Genomic DNA, 20,464 nt, shown 5'->3' on the forward strand with positions numbered 1-20,464 from the left:
CAAGCCAGCTCCTACAGTTGATCGGGTCGCACACAAATGCCATGCCCGGCAAAGACCCCCTGTAGGAGCTGGCTTGCCAGCGAAAGCGGTCTGACATCCAACATCGATGTCGACTGACCCGGCGCCATCGCTGGCAAGCCAGCTCCTACAATTGATCGGCGTCGCACACAAATGCCATGCCCGGCAAAGAACCCCTGTAGGAGCTGGCTTGCCAGCGAAAGCGGTCTGACATCCAACATCGATGTCGACTGACCAGGCGCCATCGCTGGCAAGCCAGCTCCTACAGTTGATCGGCGTCGTACACAAATGCCATGCCCGGCAAAGACCCCCTGTAGGAGCTGGCTTGCCAGCGAAAGCGGTCTGACATCCAACATCGATGTCGCCTGACCAGGCGCCATCGCTGGCAAGCCAGCTCCTACAGTTAATCGGGGTCGCACACAAATGCCATGCCCGGCAAAGAACCCCTGTAGGAGCTGGCTTGCCAGCGAAAGCGGTCTAACAGCCGGCATTGATGTCGACTGACCCGCCGCCATCGCTGGCAAGCCAGCTCCTACAGTTGATCGGGGTCGCACACAAATGCCATGCCCGGCAAAGAACCCCTGGAGCTGCCGCAGGGGTTGAGATCGGTCAATCCAGCCAGCCCCGGGCGCGGGCAATGGCCAGGGCCTGGGTGCGGCTGCGGGCACCGAGCTTGACGTTGATTTTGTGCAGGTGAGTCTTGACCGTGCATTCGCTGAGGAACAATTTCTGGGCGATGATACGGTTGCGATGCCCGGCGGCCAACAGATGCAATACCTGTATTTCCCTTGTGGTCAGGGTTATGGGGGCGATGGTCCTATCGGAATGCGCGCATCGCTGCCCGACCCAACGTCGCAACAGCGCCGCCAAGGGCTCACCTTCGTCAATCAAACACTGCAAGAAACCGCCATCGCCCGCCAAACGTAGGGCGCGGTCGAGTGTCTGCATGGCCAAGCGAGGGTGCTTGAGACCGTCCTGTTCCATTGCCAATTTGGAAGACCGTCGGCCGCCGATGCTTTGCGCTGTTTGCAATGCCACCTGCGCGACATCCAGCTGGTTGTTCAGGGTCGCCACCCGGCTGCGTTCCAGCCAGGCCGCGCACTGGGCCTGCGCGCAGCCCGATTGTTGCCCGAACCGTTCAAGCTCGATCAAGTGGCGCAACCAGGTTTCTCGCTCGCCACGTACCAGGGCCAGGCGAGCCATCAGCACGTGGCTGATGATCAGGGTATCGGCTGCGCCGATCTGCCGGGCTTGGGGCAGGATAGCTGCCAGTCGCTGCCCGGCCTCATGCAGTTCACCGCGTTCATAAAGCGCCAGGGCGGCGAGAGTTTCGCGCAACAGGCCAGGCATGACAGTGATCTCGCTAAATCCATACAAGATCCTCTGTTTCCTGGCCGTCGGGGAGTAGCAAAATCGCCGGTGACAATCTCCCTCCAGCGCACGTTCCTTCGAACGCCGTCAACTTCATCCCAGGCTTCACTCCTTCGACCGTCGCCCCGGCAAAGAACCTTGTAGGAGCTGGCTTGCCAGCGAAAACGATCTGATATCCGGCATGGATGTCGACTGACACGCCGCCATCGCTGGCAAGCCAGCTCCCACGGAACCGATGCCCCCCAATGCGGGGAGTTCTGCCGGGACCAGCAAACATCCGAGCATGGGTCCCACGCGCCCCAGACAGGATTTTGTGCATGACCTCCCCGAGTGATTCCCCTTACGCCGCCTGGATCGGGCGCAGCGAGCACACCACCGAGCATTTGAGTTCGGGCCTGGTCAAGCGCATCGCCGCAACCCTGGGTGATGTCGCCCCTGATCCGGGCCAGCCATTGCCCGCGCTCTGGCACTGGGCATTCTTTCAGCCCGCGGTAGAAGAGACCGGGCTCGGCCACGACGGTCACCCGGCCCACAGCGACCTCCTGCCACCGACCCACAATCGCCATCGGATGTGGGCGGGTGGACGCGTTGAATTCTTCGAGGCTCTGCAGGTGGATGCCCAGGCAACACGCACCACCAGCGTCCTCAATATCGAGGAAAAATCCGGACGCAGCGGTTCGTTGCTGTTCGCGACCCTGCGTCACGACTACACGCAGGACGGGCGCCTGGCGATTCGCGAGGAGCAGGACATCGTCTATCGCGACCCGACCCCACCCAGGCTTACCAGTGGCGAAGCCTTGCCCCTGGCCGGTTGGCAAGAATCGATAACGCCCAGCCCGACCCTGCTGTTTCGCTACAGCGCCGTGACCTTCAACGGCCATCGCATCCACTACGACTGGCCCTATGTCACCGAAGCCGAGGGTTATCCCGGCCTGGTGGTGCAGGGGCCGTTGATTGCCACGCTCAACCTGCACGCCTTCCGCCGAGCCCACCCGCAGGCGCGAATCCGGCGCTTTGACTATCGCGGCATCCGACCGTTGATCTCGCCGCAGCCCTTCGTGGTCGGTGGACGCCTGTATGCCCCCGGCAGGGCCGAGCTCTGGGCCGGCGACAACGGCGGAATCGCCCAGCGCGCCGAATTGATTTTCGACCTGCCTTCTCCTGGCAGCCCCCTAACAACAATCGAGGACATCCGATGAACCCCAACAGTGACGAACTCAATGTGATCCGTGAAGGTGTACGCGCGTTGTGCGCTGAATTCGATGCCGCCTACTGGCGTGGGATCGATGAGCAAAAAGGCTTCCCGGAAGCCTTCGTCGAGGCATTGACCAAGGCCGGTTGGCTGGCCGCGATGATCCCGGTGCAATATGGCGGCTCGGGCCTGGGCCTGGCCGAAGCCTCGGTGATCCTGGAGGAAGTGAACCGCTGCGGCGGCAACTCCGGTACCGTGCATGGGCAGATGTACAACATGTTCACCCTGCTGCGAAACGGCAGTGAGGCGCAGAAAAGCTACTACCTGCCGAAGCTGGCCAGCGGCGAACTGCGCCTGCAATCGATGGGCGTGACCGAGCCAACCACCGGCACCGACACCACCAAGATCAAGACCAGTGCCGTGCGCAAGGGCGACAAGTACGTGATCAACGGCCAGAAGGTGTGGATCTCGCGCATCCAGCATTCCGACCTGATGATCCTGTTGGCTCGCACCACACCCTTGGCCGAGGTGAAGAAAAAGTCCGAGGGCATGTCGATTTTCCTCGTGGATCTGCGTGAAGCGATCGGCAATGGCCTGACCGTGCAGCCCATCGCCAACATGGTCAATCACGAGACCAACGAGTTGTTCTTCGACAACCTGGAGATTCCTGCCGACAGCCTGATTGGCGAGGAGGGCAAGGGCTTCAAGTACATCCTCGATGGCTTGAATGCCGAGCGCACCCTGATCGCCGCGGAATGCATTGGCGACGGACGCTGGTTCATCGAGAAAGCCAGCGCCTATGCCCGCGATCGCGTGGTCTTCGGCCGTCCTATCGGCCAGAACCAGGGCGTGCAATTCCCGATTGCCGAGGCTCACATCGAAATCGAAGCCGCGGACCTGATGCGCTGGCGTGCCTGCGCTGAATACGACAGCGGGGTGAACGCCGGTGCCAGCGCCAACATGGCCAAGTACCTGGCCGCCAAGGCCTCGTGGGAGGCGGCCAACGCCTGCCTGCAAACCCACGGCGGTTTCGGTTTTGCCTGCGAATACGACGTAGAGCGCAAATTCCGCGAGACGCGCCTGTACCAGGTGGCTCCCATCTCCACCAACTTGATCCTGTCCTACGTCGCCGAGCACCTGCTCGAACTGCCACGCAGCTTCTAAGGAAACATCGATGAGCCATACCCGTACGCTGGCGACCTTTCTCGCCCGCCTGAGCCATGCAGATTTGCCGCAAGCGGTGGTTGCCCGCACCGAAGACCTGTTCCTCGACTGGCTGGGCTCCGCGCTGGCCAGCCAGGGCGCGCACCCGATCCCGCTATTCGAGCGCTACGCCGCGACCATGGGCCCGGCCAACGGCCCGGCCACCCTGCTGGTCAATGGCCTTGGCACCTCGGCGTACTTCGCCGCGCTGGTCAATGGTGCTTCCTCGCACCTGGTCGAGCAGGACGACCTGCACAACAGTTCCGTGCTGCACCCGGCCACCGTGGTCTTTCCTGCCGTGCTGGCCGCCGCCCAGGACCTGGGCAAGTCCGGTGCCGAGCTGTTGCTGGCCGCCGTGGCCGGTTATGAAGCCGGCATCCGCATCGGTGAATTCCTCGGCCGCTCCCATTACCGGATTTTCCATACGACTGCGACCGTCGGCACCCTGGCCGCCGCGGTGGCGGTTGGCAAACTGATGGGCTTTGACGAAGAACACTTCATCAACCTGCTCGGCACCGCCGGCACCCAGGCCGCCGGGCTCTGGGAGTTTCTGCGCGATGCGGCGGATTCCAAGCAGTTGCACACCGCCAAGGCCGCGGCCGATGGATTGCTGGCGGCGTACCTGACCCGCGACGGCCTGACCGGGGCGCGCGACATCCTCGAGGGCGAGCAGGGCATGGCCGCCGGCATGTCCAGCGATGCGCAGCCACAGTGCCTGTCCGATCGCCTCGGCAGCCGCTGGGCACTGCTGGAAACCTCCTTCAAGTTCCATGCTTCGTGTCGCCACACCCATCCCGCCGCCGATGCGTTGCTGGCGCTGATGCAAACCGAGCGCTTGCAGCATCAGCAGATCGCCAGGGTCGTTACCCGCGTGCATCAGGGCGCCATCGACGTGTTGGGTCGGGTCACGGTGCCGCAGAGCGTGCACCAGGCGAAGTTTTCCATGGGTACCGTGCTCGGGCTTATAGCGGTGCATGGCAAGGCCGGCTTGCCGGAGTTCGAGCAACTGGCCTTGACCGACCCGGCGGTCAGCGAGTTTCGCGGCAAAGTGCTGATGCAACTGGACGCAGAAGTGGATGGCGCCTACCCCCGGCGCTGGCTGGGACGTGTCGAGGTGCACACCACCGACGGTCGCGTGCTGCGCGGGGCCATCGATTCGCCCAAGGGCGACCCGGACAACACGCTGTCGCGCGCCGAACTGGAAGACAAGTTCCGCCGCTTGCTGGCGTTTGCCGGCCGGTTGAATGGTGATCAGGCCGGGGTACTGATCACCCGTGTCTGGGGGCTGCGCGATGCACTGGACCTGAAGGGTTTGATGGAGAACATCCATGAGCAATGAACAAGGCAACCCGCGGCCGCTGGACGGTATTACCGTGATCAGCCTCGAACATGCCATTGCCGCGCCGTTCTGCACGCGGCAACTGGCGGATCTGGGCGCACGGGTGATCAAGGTCGAGCGTCCTGGCAGCGGTGACTTTGCCCGTGGCTATGATCAGCGCGTGCGTGGCATGGCCTCGCATTTCGTCTGGACCAATCGCTCCAAGGAAAGCATCGCACTTGATCTCAAGCAGCAAGAAGCCCAGGTCATTCTCGACCAGCTATTGCAACAGGCCGACGTGCTGGTACAGAACCTTGCACCGGGCGCCGCCGCGCGGATGGGGCTGTCGTTCGAGACGTTGCACAAAGACTATCCACGACTGATTGTCTGCGACATTTCCGGTTATGGCGAAGGCGGCACCTACGAAGACAAGAAGGCCTATGACCTGCTGATCCAGAGCGAAAGCGGCTTTCTGTCCGTGACCGGTAACGCCGCGGAGGAGGGCATGGCCAAGGCCGGTTGTTCGATCGCCGACATTTCGGCCGGCATGTACGCCTACACCGGCATTCTCTCGGCGCTCCTGCTGCGCGGCAAGACCGGGCAGGGCAGTCGTGTCGAGATTTCGATGCTGGAAAGCCTGGTGGAATGGATGGGCTTCCCGATGTACTACGCCTTCGAGGACGCCGCGCCACCGCAGCGCACGGGAGCGTCCCACGCGACGATTTATCCCTATGGACCATTCCCTTCAGGCGATGGCGGCACGGTCATGATCGGCCTGCAAAACGAACGAGAATGGGTGCAGTTTTGCGAGTTGGTGCTTCAGCGTCCGGAGTTGATCGACGACGAACGCTTCAGCGCCAACTTCAAACGCTCGGACAACCGTCAGGCCTTGCGCGCGATCATTGTCGAAGTGTTTGCCCAACTGGATGCCGCCACCGTCATCGAAAGGCTCGATGCCGCGCAAATCGCCAACGCCCAGGTCAACGACATGTCCGGCGTCTGGGAACATCCGCAGCTCAAGGCGCGAGGTCGCTGGACAGAAGTCGCCAGCCCGGTGGGCATTCTGCCGACGCTGTTGCCGCCGGCCAGCAGCAACGCATTTTCACCGCGCATGGCGGCCGTACCGGGGTTGGGTCAGCACAGCAACACGCTACTGGCCGAATTGGGCTACAGCGCCATGGATATTCAGCGCCTGAGCGAAACAGGCATTGTCCAGAATGGTTGAGGGAGACGTGTGTATGTCCAGTCTATGTGTTCGCTCGGCACTGTTCGTGCCGGGCAATCGTCCTGAACGATTCGCCAAGGCGCTGGCCAGTGGCGCCGACGCAGTGATCATCGATTTCGAGGACGCCGTGCCCGCCGCGCAAAAAGCAGCAGCGCGCCAGCACCTGGCGCAGTTCATCCAGTGGAACCGGGGCGTGCAGCTGCTGGTGCGGATCAACGCCGCTGGCACCGCGGAGCACGAGGCCGACCTTGAGGTGTGCCGTCAGCATCCGGACGTGGTCGGGATCCTGTTGCCCAAGGCCGAGTCCGCCGCTCAGGTAAACCATGTCGCCGCCAGCGCAAAAGCGGTCTGGCCCATCATCGAAAGCGCCCGGGGCATGCTCTCTATCGCCGAAATCGCCGCGTGCACCGGGGTACATCGCCTGACGTTCGGCGCACTGGACCTGGCACTCGACCTGGGATGGAAGGTGGGCAGTCCAGCCGTGGAAACGCTGTTCGACCAGACCCGTTTTGCGCTGTTGCTGCATTCACGGGTCAACGGCCTGCCACCGCCGCTGGACAGTGTCTACCCGAGTTTCGAGGATGACGCCGGCCTTGGCGCGGCCATGCGCCGTGCCCGCGACATGGGCATGGGCGGTGCCTTGTGCATCCATCCGCGCCAGGTGCCCGTTGTGCATGCAGCAATGGCACCCAGTGCCGAAGAAATGGCGTGGGCGCAACGCGTGGTGAGCGCGGCCGAGTCCGGCGAGGCCGCGTTCAAGGTTGAAGGGGAAATGGTCGATGCACCCGTGTTGGGGAGGGCGCGAAGGTTGTTGGCGATGGGCTAGGTATTAAAAGATCAAAAGATCGCAGCCTCGTTGCACTCGACAGCTCCTACAGGGTTTGCGCAGAACCTGTGGGAGCTTGGCTTGCCCGCGATTCGACGAACATTACCCCCCCGGTAGGGGGAGGACTTACCGGACGTTTACCTGACGTAACCTCGAGCCGCTCAAGTGAGTGCAGCGATAACAATCAAAATAATAATATCGAGGTTATTTCATGACTTTACTGAACACCGTCGCACCTCCCGAAGTGGTCAACGCCGATGCCTTGTACCGCAGAGTCACGTTCAGGCTGCTGCCGTTTCTTTTTATCTGTTACGTCATCAATTACATCGACCGTGCCAATATCGGCTACGCCAAGTTGCAGTTCACTCAGGACCTGGGTTTCTCCGAAGCGGTGTATGGCCTGGGCGCGGGCCTGTTCTATCTGGCCTACTTGCTGTTCGAAGTGCCGAGCAACCTGTACCTGCAAAAGATCGGTGCACGTGCAACGCTGACCCGCATCATGATCATCTGGGGCCTGGCTTCAGGGCTGACGTGCCTGGTGACGACACCCATGCAACTGTATGTGGCCCGTTTCTGCCTCGGTGCCGCCGAGGCCGGTTTTTTCCCCGGTGTCGTGTTGTACCTCAGCTACTGGTTCCCGGCGGCGCGCCGCGGGCGCATCAGTTCGATCCTGTTGATGGCGATCGTTACGGCAGGTTTGCTGGGCGGCCTGGTATCCGGCTGGATCATGCACGAGGCCGATGGCTTGTTCGGCCTGCGCGGGTGGCAGGCGTTGTTCGTGATCGAAGCGATACCGGCGATATTGCTCGGTCTGGCGGTGTTTTGGGTGCTTGACGATTCGCCGCAGAAAGCCAAATGGTTGTCACCAGCCGAACGCGAACTGATTCGCCAGGATCTGGAAAATGACCAGGCGCTCAAGACCTCCAAAGGGCATAGCGGGGCATTCAGCGCATTGCGTGACCTGCGTGTCTATCTACTGGCGCTGGTCTATTGTGCGGTGTGCGTAGGCTCGGCGGTCATCGGCACCTGGGGGCCGTCGATACTCAAGAGCGCCGGGGTCACGGATCTCAAGCATCTGGGCATGTTGATGATGCTGCCCTATCTGACGGCGGCCATCACGATGTATCTGGTTGGCCGCAGCTCCGATCGCCTGTTGGAGCGGCGCTGGCATGTGATTGTCCCATCCCTGATGGCGGCAATCGCCTTCCTTGTCCTCAGCTTGCCCGACATCGGTGTGCCGGTGACGCTCTTGATGCTGTGCTTTGCTGCGGCGGGCGTGTACTCGGCGACGCCGGTGTTCTGGACCATTCCTCCTACCTATCTGGGCAAGGATACTGCGGCGACCGGGATCGCGTTCATCAGCAGTGTCGGCGCCGGGGCCGCCGGTTTCGGTTCCGCTGCGTTGCTGGGATGGATCATGGCCGAAACGGGCAGTTTGAGCGTGGGCTTGGCGTCCGTTGGCGTCTTGATCATTCTGGGATGCGGGCTGTTTCTCGCCTGCATGCCCACCCGGTTGCTCAGGCTCAACCGCTGAAAGCGGCACTGACGCTTCTGTTCCACATCCACTTTTAACGGTCACTCGATGTCCCTGCTCCAGGGGCAGCGAGACAGCTCACCTGCAATTTCTGACTGGCAGTTGTTCAGGCGCCGAAACGGGCCCTGGACAATCTGCTGCGGACTGCAAAAAAGAAGAGATGTTGAAATGCATGTAAAGCAACTGTGCTGGTGTTCTTCGTCAGGGGCGTTGCTGGTCACTCTGCTGGCTTCGCCTGCGGTGCGGGCCGAATTTGTGCAGCAGAGCCACGCCAGCCTGCTGACCCGCAACTTCTATCTCAATCGTGATTTTCGCCAGGCCGGTGCACCGCAGAACCTGTCTGCGGAGTGGGCACAAGGCTTCATCCTGCGCGCCGAGTCTGGCTACACCGATGGCGCGGTCGGCCTGGGAGTCGATGCCCTGGGATTGCTGGGCGTCAAGCTCGACTCCAGTCCTGGGCGCAGTGGCGGCACCGGTTTGTTGCAACGCGACCGTGAAACGCGGCGCGCCGAAGATGAATACGGCGAGTTGGGCTTGACCGCCAGACTCAAGGTGTCGAACAGCGTGCTGAAGGTCGGTACGTTGACCCCGCTTTTGCCGTTGGTGATGTTCAACGACACCCGCCTGTTGCCTCAGACGTTCGAGGGCGCCTGGCTGAACTCCACAGAGCTTGACGGGCTGACCCTGGACCTCGGCCAATTGCGCCAGGTCAACCAGCGCGACTCCTCGGATAACGAATCCCTGACCGCGAGTCGTACCACCCCAGGGCTTAAATCCGATCGCTTCGATTTTGTGGGGGGCAACTACAAATGGACCCCTGGGCTGAGCACGGGACTTCATTACGGCATTCTGGAGGATGTCTACAAGCAACTGGTGGCGACGCTGGTGCATAGCTGGCCCATCGCGCCAGGGCATGCATTACGCACCGATCTACGCTGGTCCCACGAGAGCGCCGATGGCAGTGCCAGTGAGGTGGACAATCGTGCGCTAGGGGCTGCGGTTACCTACAGCTACCAGGCGCACCGCTTCGGTTTCTACTACCAGCAAATGGACGGTGACACGGGATTCGCCTACCTCACCGCGACCAATCCTTATCTGGTCAACCTGTTGCAGGTCAGCGATTTCGGCTCCGCCAAAGAGCGTTCGTACCAATTGCGCTACGACTACGACTTCGCCGCATCGGGCTTGCCGGGCCTGACGTTCATGACGCGTTACGTGCAGGGCAAAAACGTCGAAGTGAGCGCCAGGGCAGAGGATGGCCGGGAATGGGAGCGCGACACCGATATCGCCTATGCGATTCAAAGCGGCCCGCTGAAAAACCTTTCATTGCTGTGGCGAAACGCGAGTGCCCGTTCTGACTTTGGCAGTGATATCGATGAGAACCGCCTGATTCTCAGCTATTCCCTGGCACTGTGGTGACCGCGCATCCATCCGCCTCCACGCCGTTCCAGATCCAGGCAACAACCCCAACCATCCGGAGAGACCCATGTACATCACTCAAGGGCTGCATCGTCATCTGCAAAGTCGTCCCAATGCCGTGGCCATTCGTGCCGATGGCCGTAGCACCACTTACGCGCAATACGCTGACCGGGTAGCCCGCCTTGCCGGAGCGCTGAAACGCCTGGGTGTCCAGAGCAATGATCGAGTGGCCATGCTTGCGTTCAACAGCCAGCGCTATATCGAGTATTTTCTGGCGGTACCCTGGGCCGATGCCGTGCTCAACCCGGTGAACTTCCGCTGGAGTGCGGCGGAGATCATCTACTCTCTCGACGACTCCGAGACCGCCATCCTCATTGTCGATGATCATCACAAGGCGCTTGGCGCGAGGATCCTGCAAGAGGCAAAAACCCTGCGCCAGGTGATCTACGCCGGTGACGGTGAAACCCCCGCCGGCATGCTCGATTACGAAACCCTGATTGCCGCCAGCGAGCCAGTTGAGGATGCGCGCCGTAGTGGCGATCAACTGTTGGGCATCTTCTACACCGGCGGTACCACCGGTTTTCCCAAAGGCGTGATGCTCAGTCATGACAACATCGCTTTCACGGTGATGAATGCCCTGATGCATGGCCGTTGCGGGGCCGATGCAGTGTTCCTGCACTCGATGCCGATGTTTCACCTGGCCGACTTTTCCGCGATGGCGGCCTTGTTCGTCAGCGGCGGCACCCATGTGGTCTTGCCGTCGTTCACGCCCAAGGGGGCACTTTAGGCCATCGACCAGGAAAAGGTTACCGAGATTTTGCTGGCACCGACGATGGTCCAAATGCTTCTGGACTGGTACCAGAGTCAGGACCATGCACTGCAAGTCGGATCGCTCAAGCGTATCTGTTATGGGGCGTCATCCATTACCCCGGCGTTGCTTGACCGCGCGCGTAATGTTTTTTTCAATGCCGGTTTCTCGCAAAACTACGGCATGACCGAACTGGCACCTACCGCGACCACCCTGGGTGTGCAGCATCACTCACCCGAGTGTCAGGCTAACGGCAGGATGTATTCGGCGGGCCTGCCAGCGGCCTGCGTCGAAATCCGTATCGTCGATGCCCAGGACAATGAGGTCCCCCGTGGAACAGTGGGCGAGATCACCGTCCGCGGCCCGAACGTGATGCTCGGCTACTGGAACAAGCCCGAGGCCACCGCCGAAGTCTTGCGCGGTGGCTGGATGCATACCGGTGACGGTGGCTACATGGACGAGGAGGGGTTTGTTTTCGTCTGTGACCGGCTCAAGGACATGGTGGTCAGCGGTGGCGAAAACATCTATAGCGCCGAAGTCGAGACAGCCATTGCCCGCCATCCGGCAGTGGTGCAAAGCGCGGTCATCGGTATCCCTTGCCAGAAGTGGGGCGAGACCGTGCATGCCGTGATCATTCTCAAACCCGATTGCAGCGTCAGTGGCGATGACATCATCGCTCATTGCCGTCAGTACATCGCGGGCTACAAAGTCCCCCGCAGCATCGAGTTCCGCGAATCACTGCCGCTATCGAGCGTCGGCAAAGTGTTGAAAACCGAGCTACGCAAACCGTTTTGGGAAAACCAGTCGCGGGGGATTGCGTAGGAACTGCCGCAGGCTGCGATCTTTTTCCCTGGCTTTCAAGAGGTTTAGAGCGCAGCTTTCACCTGCAAACCCAGCACCAGCGCATTGTCGATGTCCTGCCCGGAAAACGCGCCCGGTTCGATGATGTATTGCACATTCGGGCGCAGCGTCAGCCAGGGAGTGGCCTGGTAGCCGTAGCCAAGTTCGACCAGTTGTTCGGCACTGTCCAGATTCGGGAACGTTGTGCCATTGGCCAGCGCGGCGTCCTCCTGCACATCGCGGCTGCGCGGGTTAGGCACCGCCCGGCCATAGCCCAGGGCGACGGTGTCGCGCGGGCGACCTTCGAACGGTTTGTACAGAACCACGCCGGTGCCGTACCACTTGCTGAACGGTGAAGCCGCTTCGCTGGCTGCCGAGTATTGGCCGAAGGCGTGCAGGCTGCGGCCCTCGGACGATTGCGAACGCCACACGGCCTGGTCAATCAGCAGGTAATGACCACCGCGGCCGGACACTTCCTTATCGCTGCCGATGCGTTTCACGTCGGAACTGTCGTAGTAGTAGCCAACTTTGTACTCGCCGGGCAACTCACCTGCGTGCTTGTACACCAGTTCGATCGGCACCACGGTGCCAGTCGTATGTTTCGGGCCCGGATGCCAGGCACGGCTGGAATTGCCGTTGCTCTCGGGATCGACATTGAAGGCCGCCACGCGCAGCTGCCAGGACGACGACAGGTCGTACTTCACGCGTGCACCCAAGTGGGCGTTGGGGTAGTTGGTCCAGCCACTGCCGCCGGACATGTTCAGCGGATGGCCGCAGAAACCGGCGTTCATGAAGTTGCAGAGAATGCCACTGTCCAGGCCACCGAGGTCGTTGCCCATGGCCATGTAACCCAGCTTCACGTTGAGCGACGGGGTGAACAGGCTGCGCTCGTAACTCAGTTCAGTCAGGCGAGTGTAGAGACCGCCGTAGTTTTCCTGGATGGGCAGGCGGTTGCCGACCAGATCCTCGGAGGCGCTATTGCCGCGTCGGTCGTTGATGGTCAGCTGAATCTTGCCAGCGTTATCCACGCCATACAGTTTGCTCAGGTCGAACTGCGCGCCGAGCTTGATGTTCTGCGAGTAACGGGCCGAACGGTGCAGGCCGCCATCGGCGTTGTAGGCGGTTTCGCCGCTGTATTCGCCGGTGAGCTTGATGCCGTCCTGATCCATCTGGTGGCGTAGACCACCCCAATCACCGGTCAGGGTAGCGCGGGTCAAAAGGTTCGAATCGGTATCGGCGAAGGCGGGCAGGGTGGCGCAGCAGGTCAGGCCCAGCAGCAAGCCCCAGCCTGCATGGGAAAAGCGAACAGCCAAAAACATGTGAGTCTTCCTGGTGGAATCTTGAATGATTGCGCAAAGCGGCGCGGCACCCGCAGGTGCCGCGCACAGAGGAGTTGCCCGCCAGTGAGGCGGGCACGGCGGCTTACGGCAAGGCGTAGGCCATCACGTAGTCGCCGCGATCGGTCGACTGGCGCGCACCACCGGCGGTGATGACGATGTACTGCTTGCCGGACTTCGGTGAGACGTAGGTCATCGGGCCGCCCTGGCTGCCGACTGGCAGGCGGGCTTTCCACACCTCTTCACCGTTGCCGCTGTTGAAGGCGCGCAGGTAGAAGTCCTGGGTACCGGCAATGAAGATCAAGCCACCTTGGGTCGACAGGGTGCCGCCGAGGGTCGGCAGACCAACCTTGATCGGCAGGTGCATGCGGATACCCAGGGGACCTGTGTCTTCAACGGTGCCGACCGGAACCTGCCAGGCGACTTTCTGAGTCTTCATGTCGATGGCGGTCAGCGTGCCGAACGGCGGTGCCTGGCAAGGAATGCCGGCGACCGACAGGAAGCGGTTTTTGTTCACTGCGTAAGGGGTGCCCTTGAGTGGAACGGCGCCCATGCCAGTGTTCAACGCTTCGCCACCGGAAGTGGCCTGGCCTTTGTTCTGCGACGGGATCATCTGAATCCACAGCCCCAGGCGCATGTCGTTGACGAAGATGAAACCGTGCACCGGGTCAGTGGAGATGCTGCCCCAGTTCATGCCACCCAGCGAACCTGGGAAACTCAGCGATTTGTCGGTACCCGGCGCGGTGTACAGGCCGTCATAACGCATCGATTTGAAATCGATACGGCACAACAGCTGGTCGTACGGCGTTGCACCCCACATGTCGGCTTCGGTCAGGTGCTGAGCACCGATCTGCGGCATGCCCACCGATTTCGGCTGGGTTGGCGAGTACGGTTCGTTGGGGATGTTGGCGGCTTTGACCGGTACTTCCTCAACCTGGGTCAGCGGCTTGCCGGTGGCACGATCGAGCACGTAGATCTGCCCGGCCTTGGTGCCGATGACCAGCGCCGGTACGCTTTTGCCGTCCTTGGTGAAGTCGATCAGGCTCGGCTGCATCGGCAGGTCGAAGTCCCAGAGGTCGTTGTGCACGGTCTGGAACACCCAGCGTTCTTCACCGCTGGTGGCGTCCAGCGCCAGTATCGAGGCGCCGTAGGTGTGATCGAGCTTGCTGCGTTCGACACCATAGATGTCGGTGGAAGAACTGCCCATCGGCAGGAACACCGTGTTGGTCGCCGGGTCATAGGACATCGGCGCCCAGCTGTTCGGCGTGCTACGCGCATAAGTACTGCCGTCGGCCGGCGCTTGGCGATCCTGCGGGTTGCCCGGGTCGAATGCCCAGCGCATGGCGCCGGTGATCACGTCAAAGCCACGGATCACGCCGCCCGGCATGTCGGTTTGCACGTTGTCGGCCACGCGACCGCCCACCACCACGGTGGTGCCCGCCATCAGCGGGGCGGAAGACAACTGATAATAGCTGTCCGGAACATCACCCAGGCCTGCCTTCAGATCGACCTGACCGTTGTTGCCAAACCCCTGGCAGAACTCGCCGGTGTCGGCATCGACCGCGATCAGGCGGGCATCGATGGTGTTGGTCAGCAGACGGCGCTGGCAGTTGGCAGCCGGAGCAGGCTTGGCTTCGATGATGCTCGAATTGCTCGGTTGAGCGATGTCCTTCGTGGCATCGAAATAAGCCATGCCACGGCAACGCTGCCAGACTTTCGACTTCGCGTTGATCGCGTTTTTCCAGAGTTCCTTGCCGGTGTCGGCATCCAGTGCGATGAGGTTGTTGTGCGGGGTGCAGATGAACACTTTGTTGCCGATCTGCAGCGGGGTGAGTTGGTCTTCGGCGCCATTGCCATCGCTCTCGGCGACGTCACCGGTGTGGTATGTCCACGCTACCTTCAACTTGTCGACGTTGTCGCGGTTGATCTGATCCAGCGCAGCAAAGCGGCTACCGCCCTCGGTATTACCGTAGTGAGCCCAGTCCTTTTGCGCGTTGGCTGGCTCGACGGGCGTCAGGCCCGGGCCAGTGCCCGTGGCGGCGACAGTCGGGTGCGCAACGAACATGTTGCCAGCCGCCACCGCCAGCGCAATCGCCAACACAGCAGCGACGCCATAGGCACCGCGACCTGGGATGCCACCATTGGCACGCTTGAGCAGCGGGTAGACCAGCGTGACCGCCAGGCCAACGGCGCTGAACATGAACAGGCGCGAGAATACCGGCCAGAACACCAGCCCTGCATCACTCACGGCCCAGATCGCCGTGCCCAGCACAAACGCAGCGAACAACCAGGCACCGGCCAGTTTGAAGCGGGCGATCAGCAGACCGGAAACGGCCATCACCAGACCACCCACCAGGAAGTACCAAGACCCTCCCAGGCTGACCAACTTCACGCCGCCAGCAGCAAGCGCCAGGCCGAGGAGGGTGATGATCACGCCCAGCCCGACCAGTATGAATTTTGATATGCCCGAGAGGCGTTGACTCTGCTTCACGTTGAATGTCCCGTTGAAATGAGGGGGGCATTATATAGTTAGGTAACTATCTAGTTAAATCATAATTTCTTGATGAAGCGTAGTTCGCTGCTCAATGACGCGCCTGATCGATGACAGTGCGCCCCAGGGATTTGCGTTGATGCGTTAAGCGCATCAATGCATGCCAACAATGCACTTATCAAATAGGTCTGCCTGCTCCACCATTCTCGCCAATAAGAACCGTGCAGCGCCTACAGGCGGTGCACGTCATAAAAGCGGTGGAGTACAGGTCAATGACAACATCAATTGCTTCCGGGCGTTCACGCGCCAATGCGATTTTCCGGGTCACCTCGGGTAATTTCCTTGAACAGTTCGACTTCTTCCTTTTCGGCTTTTATGCCACGCAGATTGCGGCCGTGTTCTTCCCGGCCAGCAGTGAATTTGCCTCCCTGATGATGACCTTTGCAGTATTCGGTGCTGGCTTCCTGATGCGTCCATTGGGCGCGGTGGTGCTGGGTGCTTACATCGATGATGTAGGTCGGCGCAAAGGCCTGATCGTGACGCTGTCGATCATGGCCAGCGGCACGATCCTGATTGTGCTAGTGCCAGGTTACGAAACCATCGGACTGTTTGCCCCAGCCATCGTGCTGATCGGTCGCTTGCTGCAAGGCTTCTCGGCCGGTGCAGAAATGGGTGGTGTCTCGGTGTACCTCTCGGAAATTGCCACGCCCGGCAACAAGGGTTTTTTCACCAGTTGGCAATCGGCCAGCCAACAAGTTGCGATCATCGTCGCAGCAGCGTTGGGCTACGGACTGAACCAGTGGATGGCGCCAGCGATGATTGCCGATTGGGGCTGGCGAATCCCGTTTTTCATCGGCTGCATGATCGTCCCGTTCATCTTTTTCCTGCGTCGCAATCTGGAAGAAACCGAGGAGTTCGCCGCGCGCAAACACCGGCCGAGTATGGGCGATGTGTTCCGTACCCTCGCGCAGAACTGGGTGATCGTATTTGCCGGGATGATGATGGTGGCACTGACCACTACCGCGTTCTACTTGATCACCGTGTACGCGCCGACATTCGGCAAAACCGTGCTGCACCTGAGCACATCCGACGCGTTGTTGGTGACGCTGTTGGTGGGTGTTTCAAACTTCTTCTGGTTACCCATTGGCGGTGCATTATCTGACCGTATAGGTCGGCGTCCGGTTCTGATTGCCATGGCGCTGCTGACCCTCTCCACCGCGTATCCAGCGCTGACGTACCTGGTGAACGCGCCGAGCTTCGTCAACATGCTGTTGGTCTTGCTGTGGTTGTCGTTCATTTACGGTTTGTACAACGGCGCGATGATTGCAGCGCTCACGGAGATCATGCCGGTCGAAGTCCGCGTCGCCGGTTTCTCCCTGGCGTACAGCCTGGCGACAGCGGTGTTTGGCGGTTTCACACCGGCGATTTCGACCTTCCTGATTCAGTACACCGGCGACAAGGCAGCACCAGGCTACTGGATGAGTTTCGCGGCGCTCTGTGCCCTGTGCGCGACGCTCTATCTCTATCGCCGTTCGACCGGTCGTTTGCAACCCGCGATTTCTTGATCCCGCCCATTTGCGAGAAACAACGATGAAACAGCTATTCAATGTTGCCGCCTTCGCCCTGGTGGCCAGCCTCGGGCTGAGCACCGCAGTCCAGGCGGAGGAAATCCGCGTGATGACGTCTGGTGGTTTCACCGCCGCCTACAAAATCCTCGGTCCTAAATTTGCAGCGTCTACCGGCAACACGCTCGATACCGCGCTTGGCCCGTCGATGGGCCAGGCGCCGCAAGCGATTCCCAACCGTCTTTCTCGCGGAGAAAAAGCTGACGTAGTGATCATGGTCGGTTATGCCCTCGATGAGTTGATCAAGCAAGGCAAAGTCGATCCCGCCTCACGGGTAGAGCTGGCGGATTCGCGGATCGGTCTCGTGGTGCGCGAAGGAGCACCGAAACCGGACATCAGTACCGTCGATGCATTGAAAAAGACATTACTGAACGCGCAGTCTGTCGCCTATTCAGACAGCGCGAGCGGCGTATACATCGAAAATCAACTGTTCACGCGCCTGGGCATAGAAGACCAGCTCAAACCTAAATCGAAAATGATCCCGAAGATTCCCGTGGGTACGGTTGTCGCCACTGGTGACTACCAACTGGGCTTTCAGCAGGTCAGCGAATTGCTGCCAGTGCCGGGCGTGAGTTTTGTGGCGAAGATTCCGGAGCCGGTGCAGTCGGTGACGCGTTTCGCTGCCGGAATTCCCGTGGGTGCGCAACACCCTGCTCAAGCCAGGGCGTTGCTGGAATACCTGGCGTCCTCGGATGCACAAACGGACGTAAAGGCCACCGGCCTGGATTCGGTCAGTCGCTGATCTGAACTTTCATTTCCACCACCAAGCGCTCCAGCTCCAGCGCCGCCGGGGTCAATGTACGACCTCGGCGTTTGATCAGACCAACACTGCGCATCACCTGCGGATCGGTCAGCGGCACCCGCGTCAAAATCGGATGATCCGCTGCCGGCATCGCCATCAGCGGCACCGCCGCTACCCCCAGCCCAGCCTCCACCAAACCGATCATCGTCGTCACATGCCGGGTTTCACAGATGCTCTGGCGCTGCGGGATGATGCCGGTCAGCGCCTGATCGAGCAGAAAGCGATTGCCCGACGTCTTGTCTAGCGAGATGTAGTCCTGCTGGTAGAACTCGTCCCAGCTCACGCTATGGCGACCCGCCAACGGATGATCACGCCGGCACGCGACAACATAACTTTCCTGCACCAGCGGTTCGAACTCGACTTCAGCCTCCAGCGTGCCTATGAAGCTCAGGCCGAAATCTGCTTCGCCATTGACCACTGCACTGAGCACGTCGTGAGCGCTGGAATCCAGCACTTTGACTTTGATACGTGGAAATTGCCGGTGGTAATGCGCAACCACCCGCGGCATGAAGTAGTAAGCCGCTGACGGTACGCAGGCGACAGTGACATGGCCAAGCCGGGTCGAAGCCACTTCGCTAATGCCCAGCAACGCCACATCCAAATCATCCAGCAAGCGCTCGACGCTGGGAATAAAACTTCGCCCGGCCTGAGTCAGACTGACTTTACGCGTAGTGCGCTCGAACAACCGCACACCCAAGGCATCTTCAAGCTTATCGATCCGCCGGCTCAGGGCAGGTTGAGAGATGCGCACAGTGTCGGCGGCCTTTCGAAAACTGCCTTGCTCGACGACAGCGCGAAAAGCCTGCAAATCGTGAAGGTCGAAGTTGATGGCCATAGGCATATACTCGGGAACAGGCAGATTGATCAGTTTAACCTAAGAGTAAATGCAACTAATGCACAATCTAACTGAATTTAAATTTATGACGTGCATGTAGCGATTGCGCATGAAGCCCATGCCTAAAGCCCGCAGAAGCGGGCCTTGGGTTTAAAACCAGACTTACGATTGGCGTGCAGTCAATGCCGAGTAGCTGTTCATCAAGTTGCGGTAGTTAGGAATGCGCTGGGACAAGAGATTACCCAGGCCTTCGATGTCGTTGCGCCAGTCGCGCTGTAGCTCACAGGCCACCGAGAACCAATTCATCATTTGAGCACCGGCCTGTGTCATGCGGTTCCAGGATGCCTGTTGCACAGTGGTGTTGAACGTACCGGAAGAGTCGGTCACCACGAACACTTCAAAACCTTCTGCCAGTGCAGAGAGGGTAGGGAACGCTACGCAGACGTCCGTGACGAAATCTTCGTTTCGGGCACCAATGGGCCATTCGGGCCTTGTTCAAAACTGGTGGTGAGAATGGTCGGCAGCTCGAAAAACCTGGCAACGTCTGCCAAGGCCAGCACGTTGTTCTTGAACTCGTTGGGTGAAAAGTGCTGAACAAGTGAAATCAGACTGGTTTGATGGTCGACCAACAGAACTTCCGCGGCGTAGTCCCCAAATTTTGGGGCCCGTTAGCCAGCAATCGGGTTAGAGTGTTGATCAAGATCTGTGCATCAGGACCCTCCACTCGATTCGCGTCGTCGCGCCAAGCGGTTCCCGCGAACGAGCCGGGTAAAAAACCGTACATCAATCGTTATGTGAAAAATGAATCGTGCGCTGTTTGTTTCTCTGGATGGGCCCAAGGGAGCCGGCAAAACCACACTGTTGGAGGCCGTTACGAAAGTACTGAGGGCAGACAACAAAAAGGTGATCCGACTTTGCGAGAAAAAAAGCGATCCCTACAGGGGTGAAACAATGGCCCTCGTTAACAAGCTCGTCAGAAATCCCAGCCGGGAATTGGAGTTGGGGGTCTGCGAGCGCCTGGCTGATAGCCGTACCTGGATTTCCCGGCACGTGCTGGCTAAACAGCCACCCGGCAGCATCATCTTGATCGATCGCTGGTACCCGTCTGATGCCGCATTTCGCCGGATAGTCCCGTTTGCAGAGATTCTGCAGTTGAACATGGATCGAAACGTGCAAGTGCCGGACCTGCATGTCGGCGTTGTCACTGACCCTGATATTTCCTGGGCGAGGGCAGCGGCACGACGGCGTGGGCTGAGCAGTACGGTGCTCCATAAGCTGGAAGACCATGTTGCATGTACCCAGGCGTTCGAGCGAGCGATTGCAGATCACGACTGGGTTTTATGCCGTAATGAAGGAACGATCGAAGACGCCACGATGCAGGTGATTTCTGAGATTCAAAGAGTCCTTCGATGCAAGCCGCAGGTACAACCCGCGCAAAGCTTCGACTGACGTGCAGTCAGCGCCGAGTAGCTGTCCTTCAAGTTGCGATAGTTAGGATGCGATTGAGATAGGTGCACGCCAAGACACACGGATTCGCCGCGCCAGGTAACGCCTTGATTTTCAGATCTACGGTTTTATTCGAAATCTCAGATTTCAGGTGCTGCCGACATAAGCGGGGGA

15 protein-coding genes and 2 pseudogenes are annotated in these 20,464 nt (G+C 60.2%); 12 read left to right on the top strand and 5 right to left on the bottom strand.

Annotated features, from left to right (window positions below):
* Positions 1-627: 627 nt before the first annotated feature.
* Positions 628-1,368 (bottom strand): helix-turn-helix transcriptional regulator, encoded by a 741-nt coding sequence (locus tag ACYP2Q_RS02485; protein WP_459729019.1) that lies wholly within the window; start codon positions 1,366-1,368, stop codon positions 628-630.
* 338 nt (positions 1,369-1,706) lie between these two features.
* On the opposite strand from ACYP2Q_RS02485, the gene ACYP2Q_RS02490 reads away from it, so the two are divergent.
* From ACYP2Q_RS02490 to ACYP2Q_RS02530, 9 genes and pseudogenes are all read left to right on the top strand, one after another.
* A complete protein-coding gene (locus tag ACYP2Q_RS02490) occupies positions 1,707-2,588 on the top strand; it encodes an HTD2 family dehydratase (protein ID WP_459729020.1) in 882 nt (293 codons plus the stop codon).
* On the top strand, positions 2,585-3,745 hold the full coding sequence (locus tag ACYP2Q_RS02495) for an acyl-CoA dehydrogenase family protein (protein ID WP_459729021.1): 1,161 nt from the start codon (positions 2,585-2,587) through the stop codon (positions 3,743-3,745). The genes ACYP2Q_RS02490 and ACYP2Q_RS02495 overlap by 4 nt, the downstream gene beginning before the upstream one ends.
* 10 nt (positions 3,746-3,755) lie before the next feature.
* Entirely contained in the window at positions 3,756-5,123 is a 1,368-nt protein-coding gene (locus ACYP2Q_RS02500) for an MmgE/PrpD family protein (protein WP_459729022.1), read from the top strand.
* Positions 5,113-6,327, top strand: coding sequence for a CaiB/BaiF CoA transferase family protein (locus tag ACYP2Q_RS02505; protein ID WP_459729023.1), 1,215 nt, complete (start codon positions 5,113-5,115; stop codon positions 6,325-6,327). The genes ACYP2Q_RS02500 and ACYP2Q_RS02505 overlap by 11 nt, the downstream gene beginning before the upstream one ends.
* A 13-nt stretch (positions 6,328-6,340) precedes the next feature.
* Positions 6,341-7,153 (top strand): HpcH/HpaI aldolase/citrate lyase family protein, encoded by an 813-nt coding sequence (locus ACYP2Q_RS02510; protein WP_459729024.1) that lies wholly within the window; start codon positions 6,341-6,343, stop codon positions 7,151-7,153.
* A 211-nt stretch (positions 7,154-7,364) separates the two neighbouring features.
* Positions 7,365-8,687 (top strand): MFS transporter, encoded by a 1,323-nt coding sequence (locus tag ACYP2Q_RS02515; protein WP_459729025.1) that lies wholly within the window; start codon positions 7,365-7,367, stop codon positions 8,685-8,687.
* A 168-nt stretch (positions 8,688-8,855) separates the two neighbouring features.
* A complete protein-coding gene (locus ACYP2Q_RS02520; RefSeq protein WP_459729026.1) occupies positions 8,856-10,106 on the top strand; it encodes an OprD family porin in 1,251 nt (416 codons plus the stop codon).
* Between the two features lie 67 nt (positions 10,107-10,173).
* A pseudogene (locus ACYP2Q_RS02525) lies at positions 10,174-11,289 on the top strand (AMP-binding protein); the annotation flags it as partial.
* A gap of 123 nt (positions 11,290-11,412) precedes the next feature.
* Positions 11,413-11,736: an AMP-binding enzyme gene (locus tag ACYP2Q_RS02530; RefSeq protein WP_459729462.1), complete on the top strand. Its 324-nt coding sequence runs from the start codon at positions 11,413-11,415 to the stop codon at positions 11,734-11,736.
* A 44-nt stretch (positions 11,737-11,780) separates the two neighbouring features.
* Here the strand turns inward: ACYP2Q_RS02530 and ACYP2Q_RS02535 are convergent, their stop codons facing one another.
* Both ACYP2Q_RS02535 and ACYP2Q_RS02540 read right to left on the bottom strand, forming a co-directional pair.
* Positions 11,781-13,073 carry a carbohydrate porin gene (locus tag ACYP2Q_RS02535; protein ID WP_459729027.1) on the bottom strand — a complete coding sequence of 431 codons (1,293 nt, stop codon included), beginning with the start codon at positions 13,071-13,073 and terminating at the stop codon, positions 11,781-11,783.
* 103 nt (positions 13,074-13,176) lie between these two features.
* Entirely contained in the window at positions 13,177-15,582 is a 2,406-nt protein-coding gene (locus ACYP2Q_RS02540; RefSeq protein WP_459729028.1) for a glucose/quinate/shikimate family membrane-bound PQQ-dependent dehydrogenase, read from the bottom strand.
* A 272-nt stretch (positions 15,583-15,854) separates the two neighbouring features.
* On the opposite strand from ACYP2Q_RS02540, the gene tcuC reads away from it, so the two are divergent.
* Both tcuC and ACYP2Q_RS02550 read left to right on the top strand, forming a co-directional pair.
* A complete protein-coding gene (gene tcuC / locus ACYP2Q_RS02545) occupies positions 15,855-17,147 on the top strand; it encodes a tricarballylate/proton symporter TcuC (RefSeq protein ID WP_459729029.1) in 1,293 nt (430 codons plus the stop codon).
* Positions 17,148-17,172: 25 nt separating this feature from the next.
* Positions 17,173-17,949, top strand: coding sequence for a substrate-binding domain-containing protein (locus ACYP2Q_RS02550; RefSeq protein ID WP_459729030.1), 777 nt, complete (start codon positions 17,173-17,175; stop codon positions 17,947-17,949).
* Here ACYP2Q_RS02550 and ACYP2Q_RS02555 read toward each other — a convergent pair.
* Both ACYP2Q_RS02555 and ACYP2Q_RS02560 read right to left on the bottom strand, forming a co-directional pair.
* On the bottom strand, positions 17,939-18,844 hold the full coding sequence (locus ACYP2Q_RS02555) for a LysR family transcriptional regulator (RefSeq protein ID WP_459729031.1): 906 nt from the start codon (positions 18,842-18,844) through the stop codon (positions 17,939-17,941). The genes ACYP2Q_RS02550 and ACYP2Q_RS02555 overlap by 11 nt on opposite strands.
* A gap of 162 nt (positions 18,845-19,006) precedes the next feature.
* Positions 19,007-19,476 (bottom strand): annotated as a pseudogene (locus tag ACYP2Q_RS02560) (isochorismatase family protein).
* A gap of 169 nt (positions 19,477-19,645) precedes the next feature.
* Between ACYP2Q_RS02560 and ACYP2Q_RS02565 the strand changes: the two are divergent.
* The gene (locus ACYP2Q_RS02565) at positions 19,646-20,293 is read left to right on the top strand and encodes a dTMP kinase (protein WP_459729032.1); all 648 of its coding nucleotides are present in this window, start codon (positions 19,646-19,648) and stop codon (positions 20,291-20,293) included.
* Positions 20,294-20,464 lie beyond the last annotated feature (171 nt).

Source organism: Pseudomonas sp. MHK4, assembly GCF_054600775.1.

Bases quoted from the DNA above. Each gene is read 5' to 3' on its own strand.
- ACYP2Q_RS02485 (WP_459729019.1), bottom strand. From the start codon at position 1,368: ATGCCTGGCCTGTTGCGCGAAACTCTCGCCGCCCTGGCGCTTTATGAA.
- ACYP2Q_RS02490 (WP_459729020.1), top strand. From the start codon at position 1,707: ATGACCTCCCCGAGTGATTCCCCTTACGCCGCCTGGATCGGGCGCAGC.
- ACYP2Q_RS02495 (WP_459729021.1), top strand. From the start codon at position 2,585: ATGAACCCCAACAGTGACGAACTCAATGTGATCCGTGAAGGTGTACGC.
- ACYP2Q_RS02500 (WP_459729022.1), top strand. From the start codon at position 3,756: ATGAGCCATACCCGTACGCTGGCGACCTTTCTCGCCCGCCTGAGCCAT.
- ACYP2Q_RS02505 (WP_459729023.1), top strand. From the start codon at position 5,113: ATGAGCAATGAACAAGGCAACCCGCGGCCGCTGGACGGTATTACCGTG.
- ACYP2Q_RS02510 (WP_459729024.1), top strand. From the start codon at position 6,341: ATGTCCAGTCTATGTGTTCGCTCGGCACTGTTCGTGCCGGGCAATCGT.
- ACYP2Q_RS02515 (WP_459729025.1), top strand. From the start codon at position 7,365: ATGACTTTACTGAACACCGTCGCACCTCCCGAAGTGGTCAACGCCGAT.
- ACYP2Q_RS02520 (WP_459729026.1), top strand. From the start codon at position 8,856: ATGCATGTAAAGCAACTGTGCTGGTGTTCTTCGTCAGGGGCGTTGCTG.
- ACYP2Q_RS02530 (WP_459729462.1), top strand. From the start codon at position 11,413: ATGGTGGTCAGCGGTGGCGAAAACATCTATAGCGCCGAAGTCGAGACA.
- ACYP2Q_RS02535 (WP_459729027.1), bottom strand. From the start codon at position 13,073: ATGTTTTTGGCTGTTCGCTTTTCCCATGCAGGCTGGGGCTTGCTGCTG.
- tcuC (WP_459729029.1), top strand. From the start codon at position 15,855: ATGACAACATCAATTGCTTCCGGGCGTTCACGCGCCAATGCGATTTTC.
- ACYP2Q_RS02550 (WP_459729030.1), top strand. From the start codon at position 17,173: ATGAAACAGCTATTCAATGTTGCCGCCTTCGCCCTGGTGGCCAGCCTC.
- ACYP2Q_RS02555 (WP_459729031.1), bottom strand. From the start codon at position 18,844: ATGGCCATCAACTTCGACCTTCACGATTTGCAGGCTTTTCGCGCTGTC.
- ACYP2Q_RS02565 (WP_459729032.1), top strand. From the start codon at position 19,646: ATGAATCGTGCGCTGTTTGTTTCTCTGGATGGGCCCAAGGGAGCCGGC.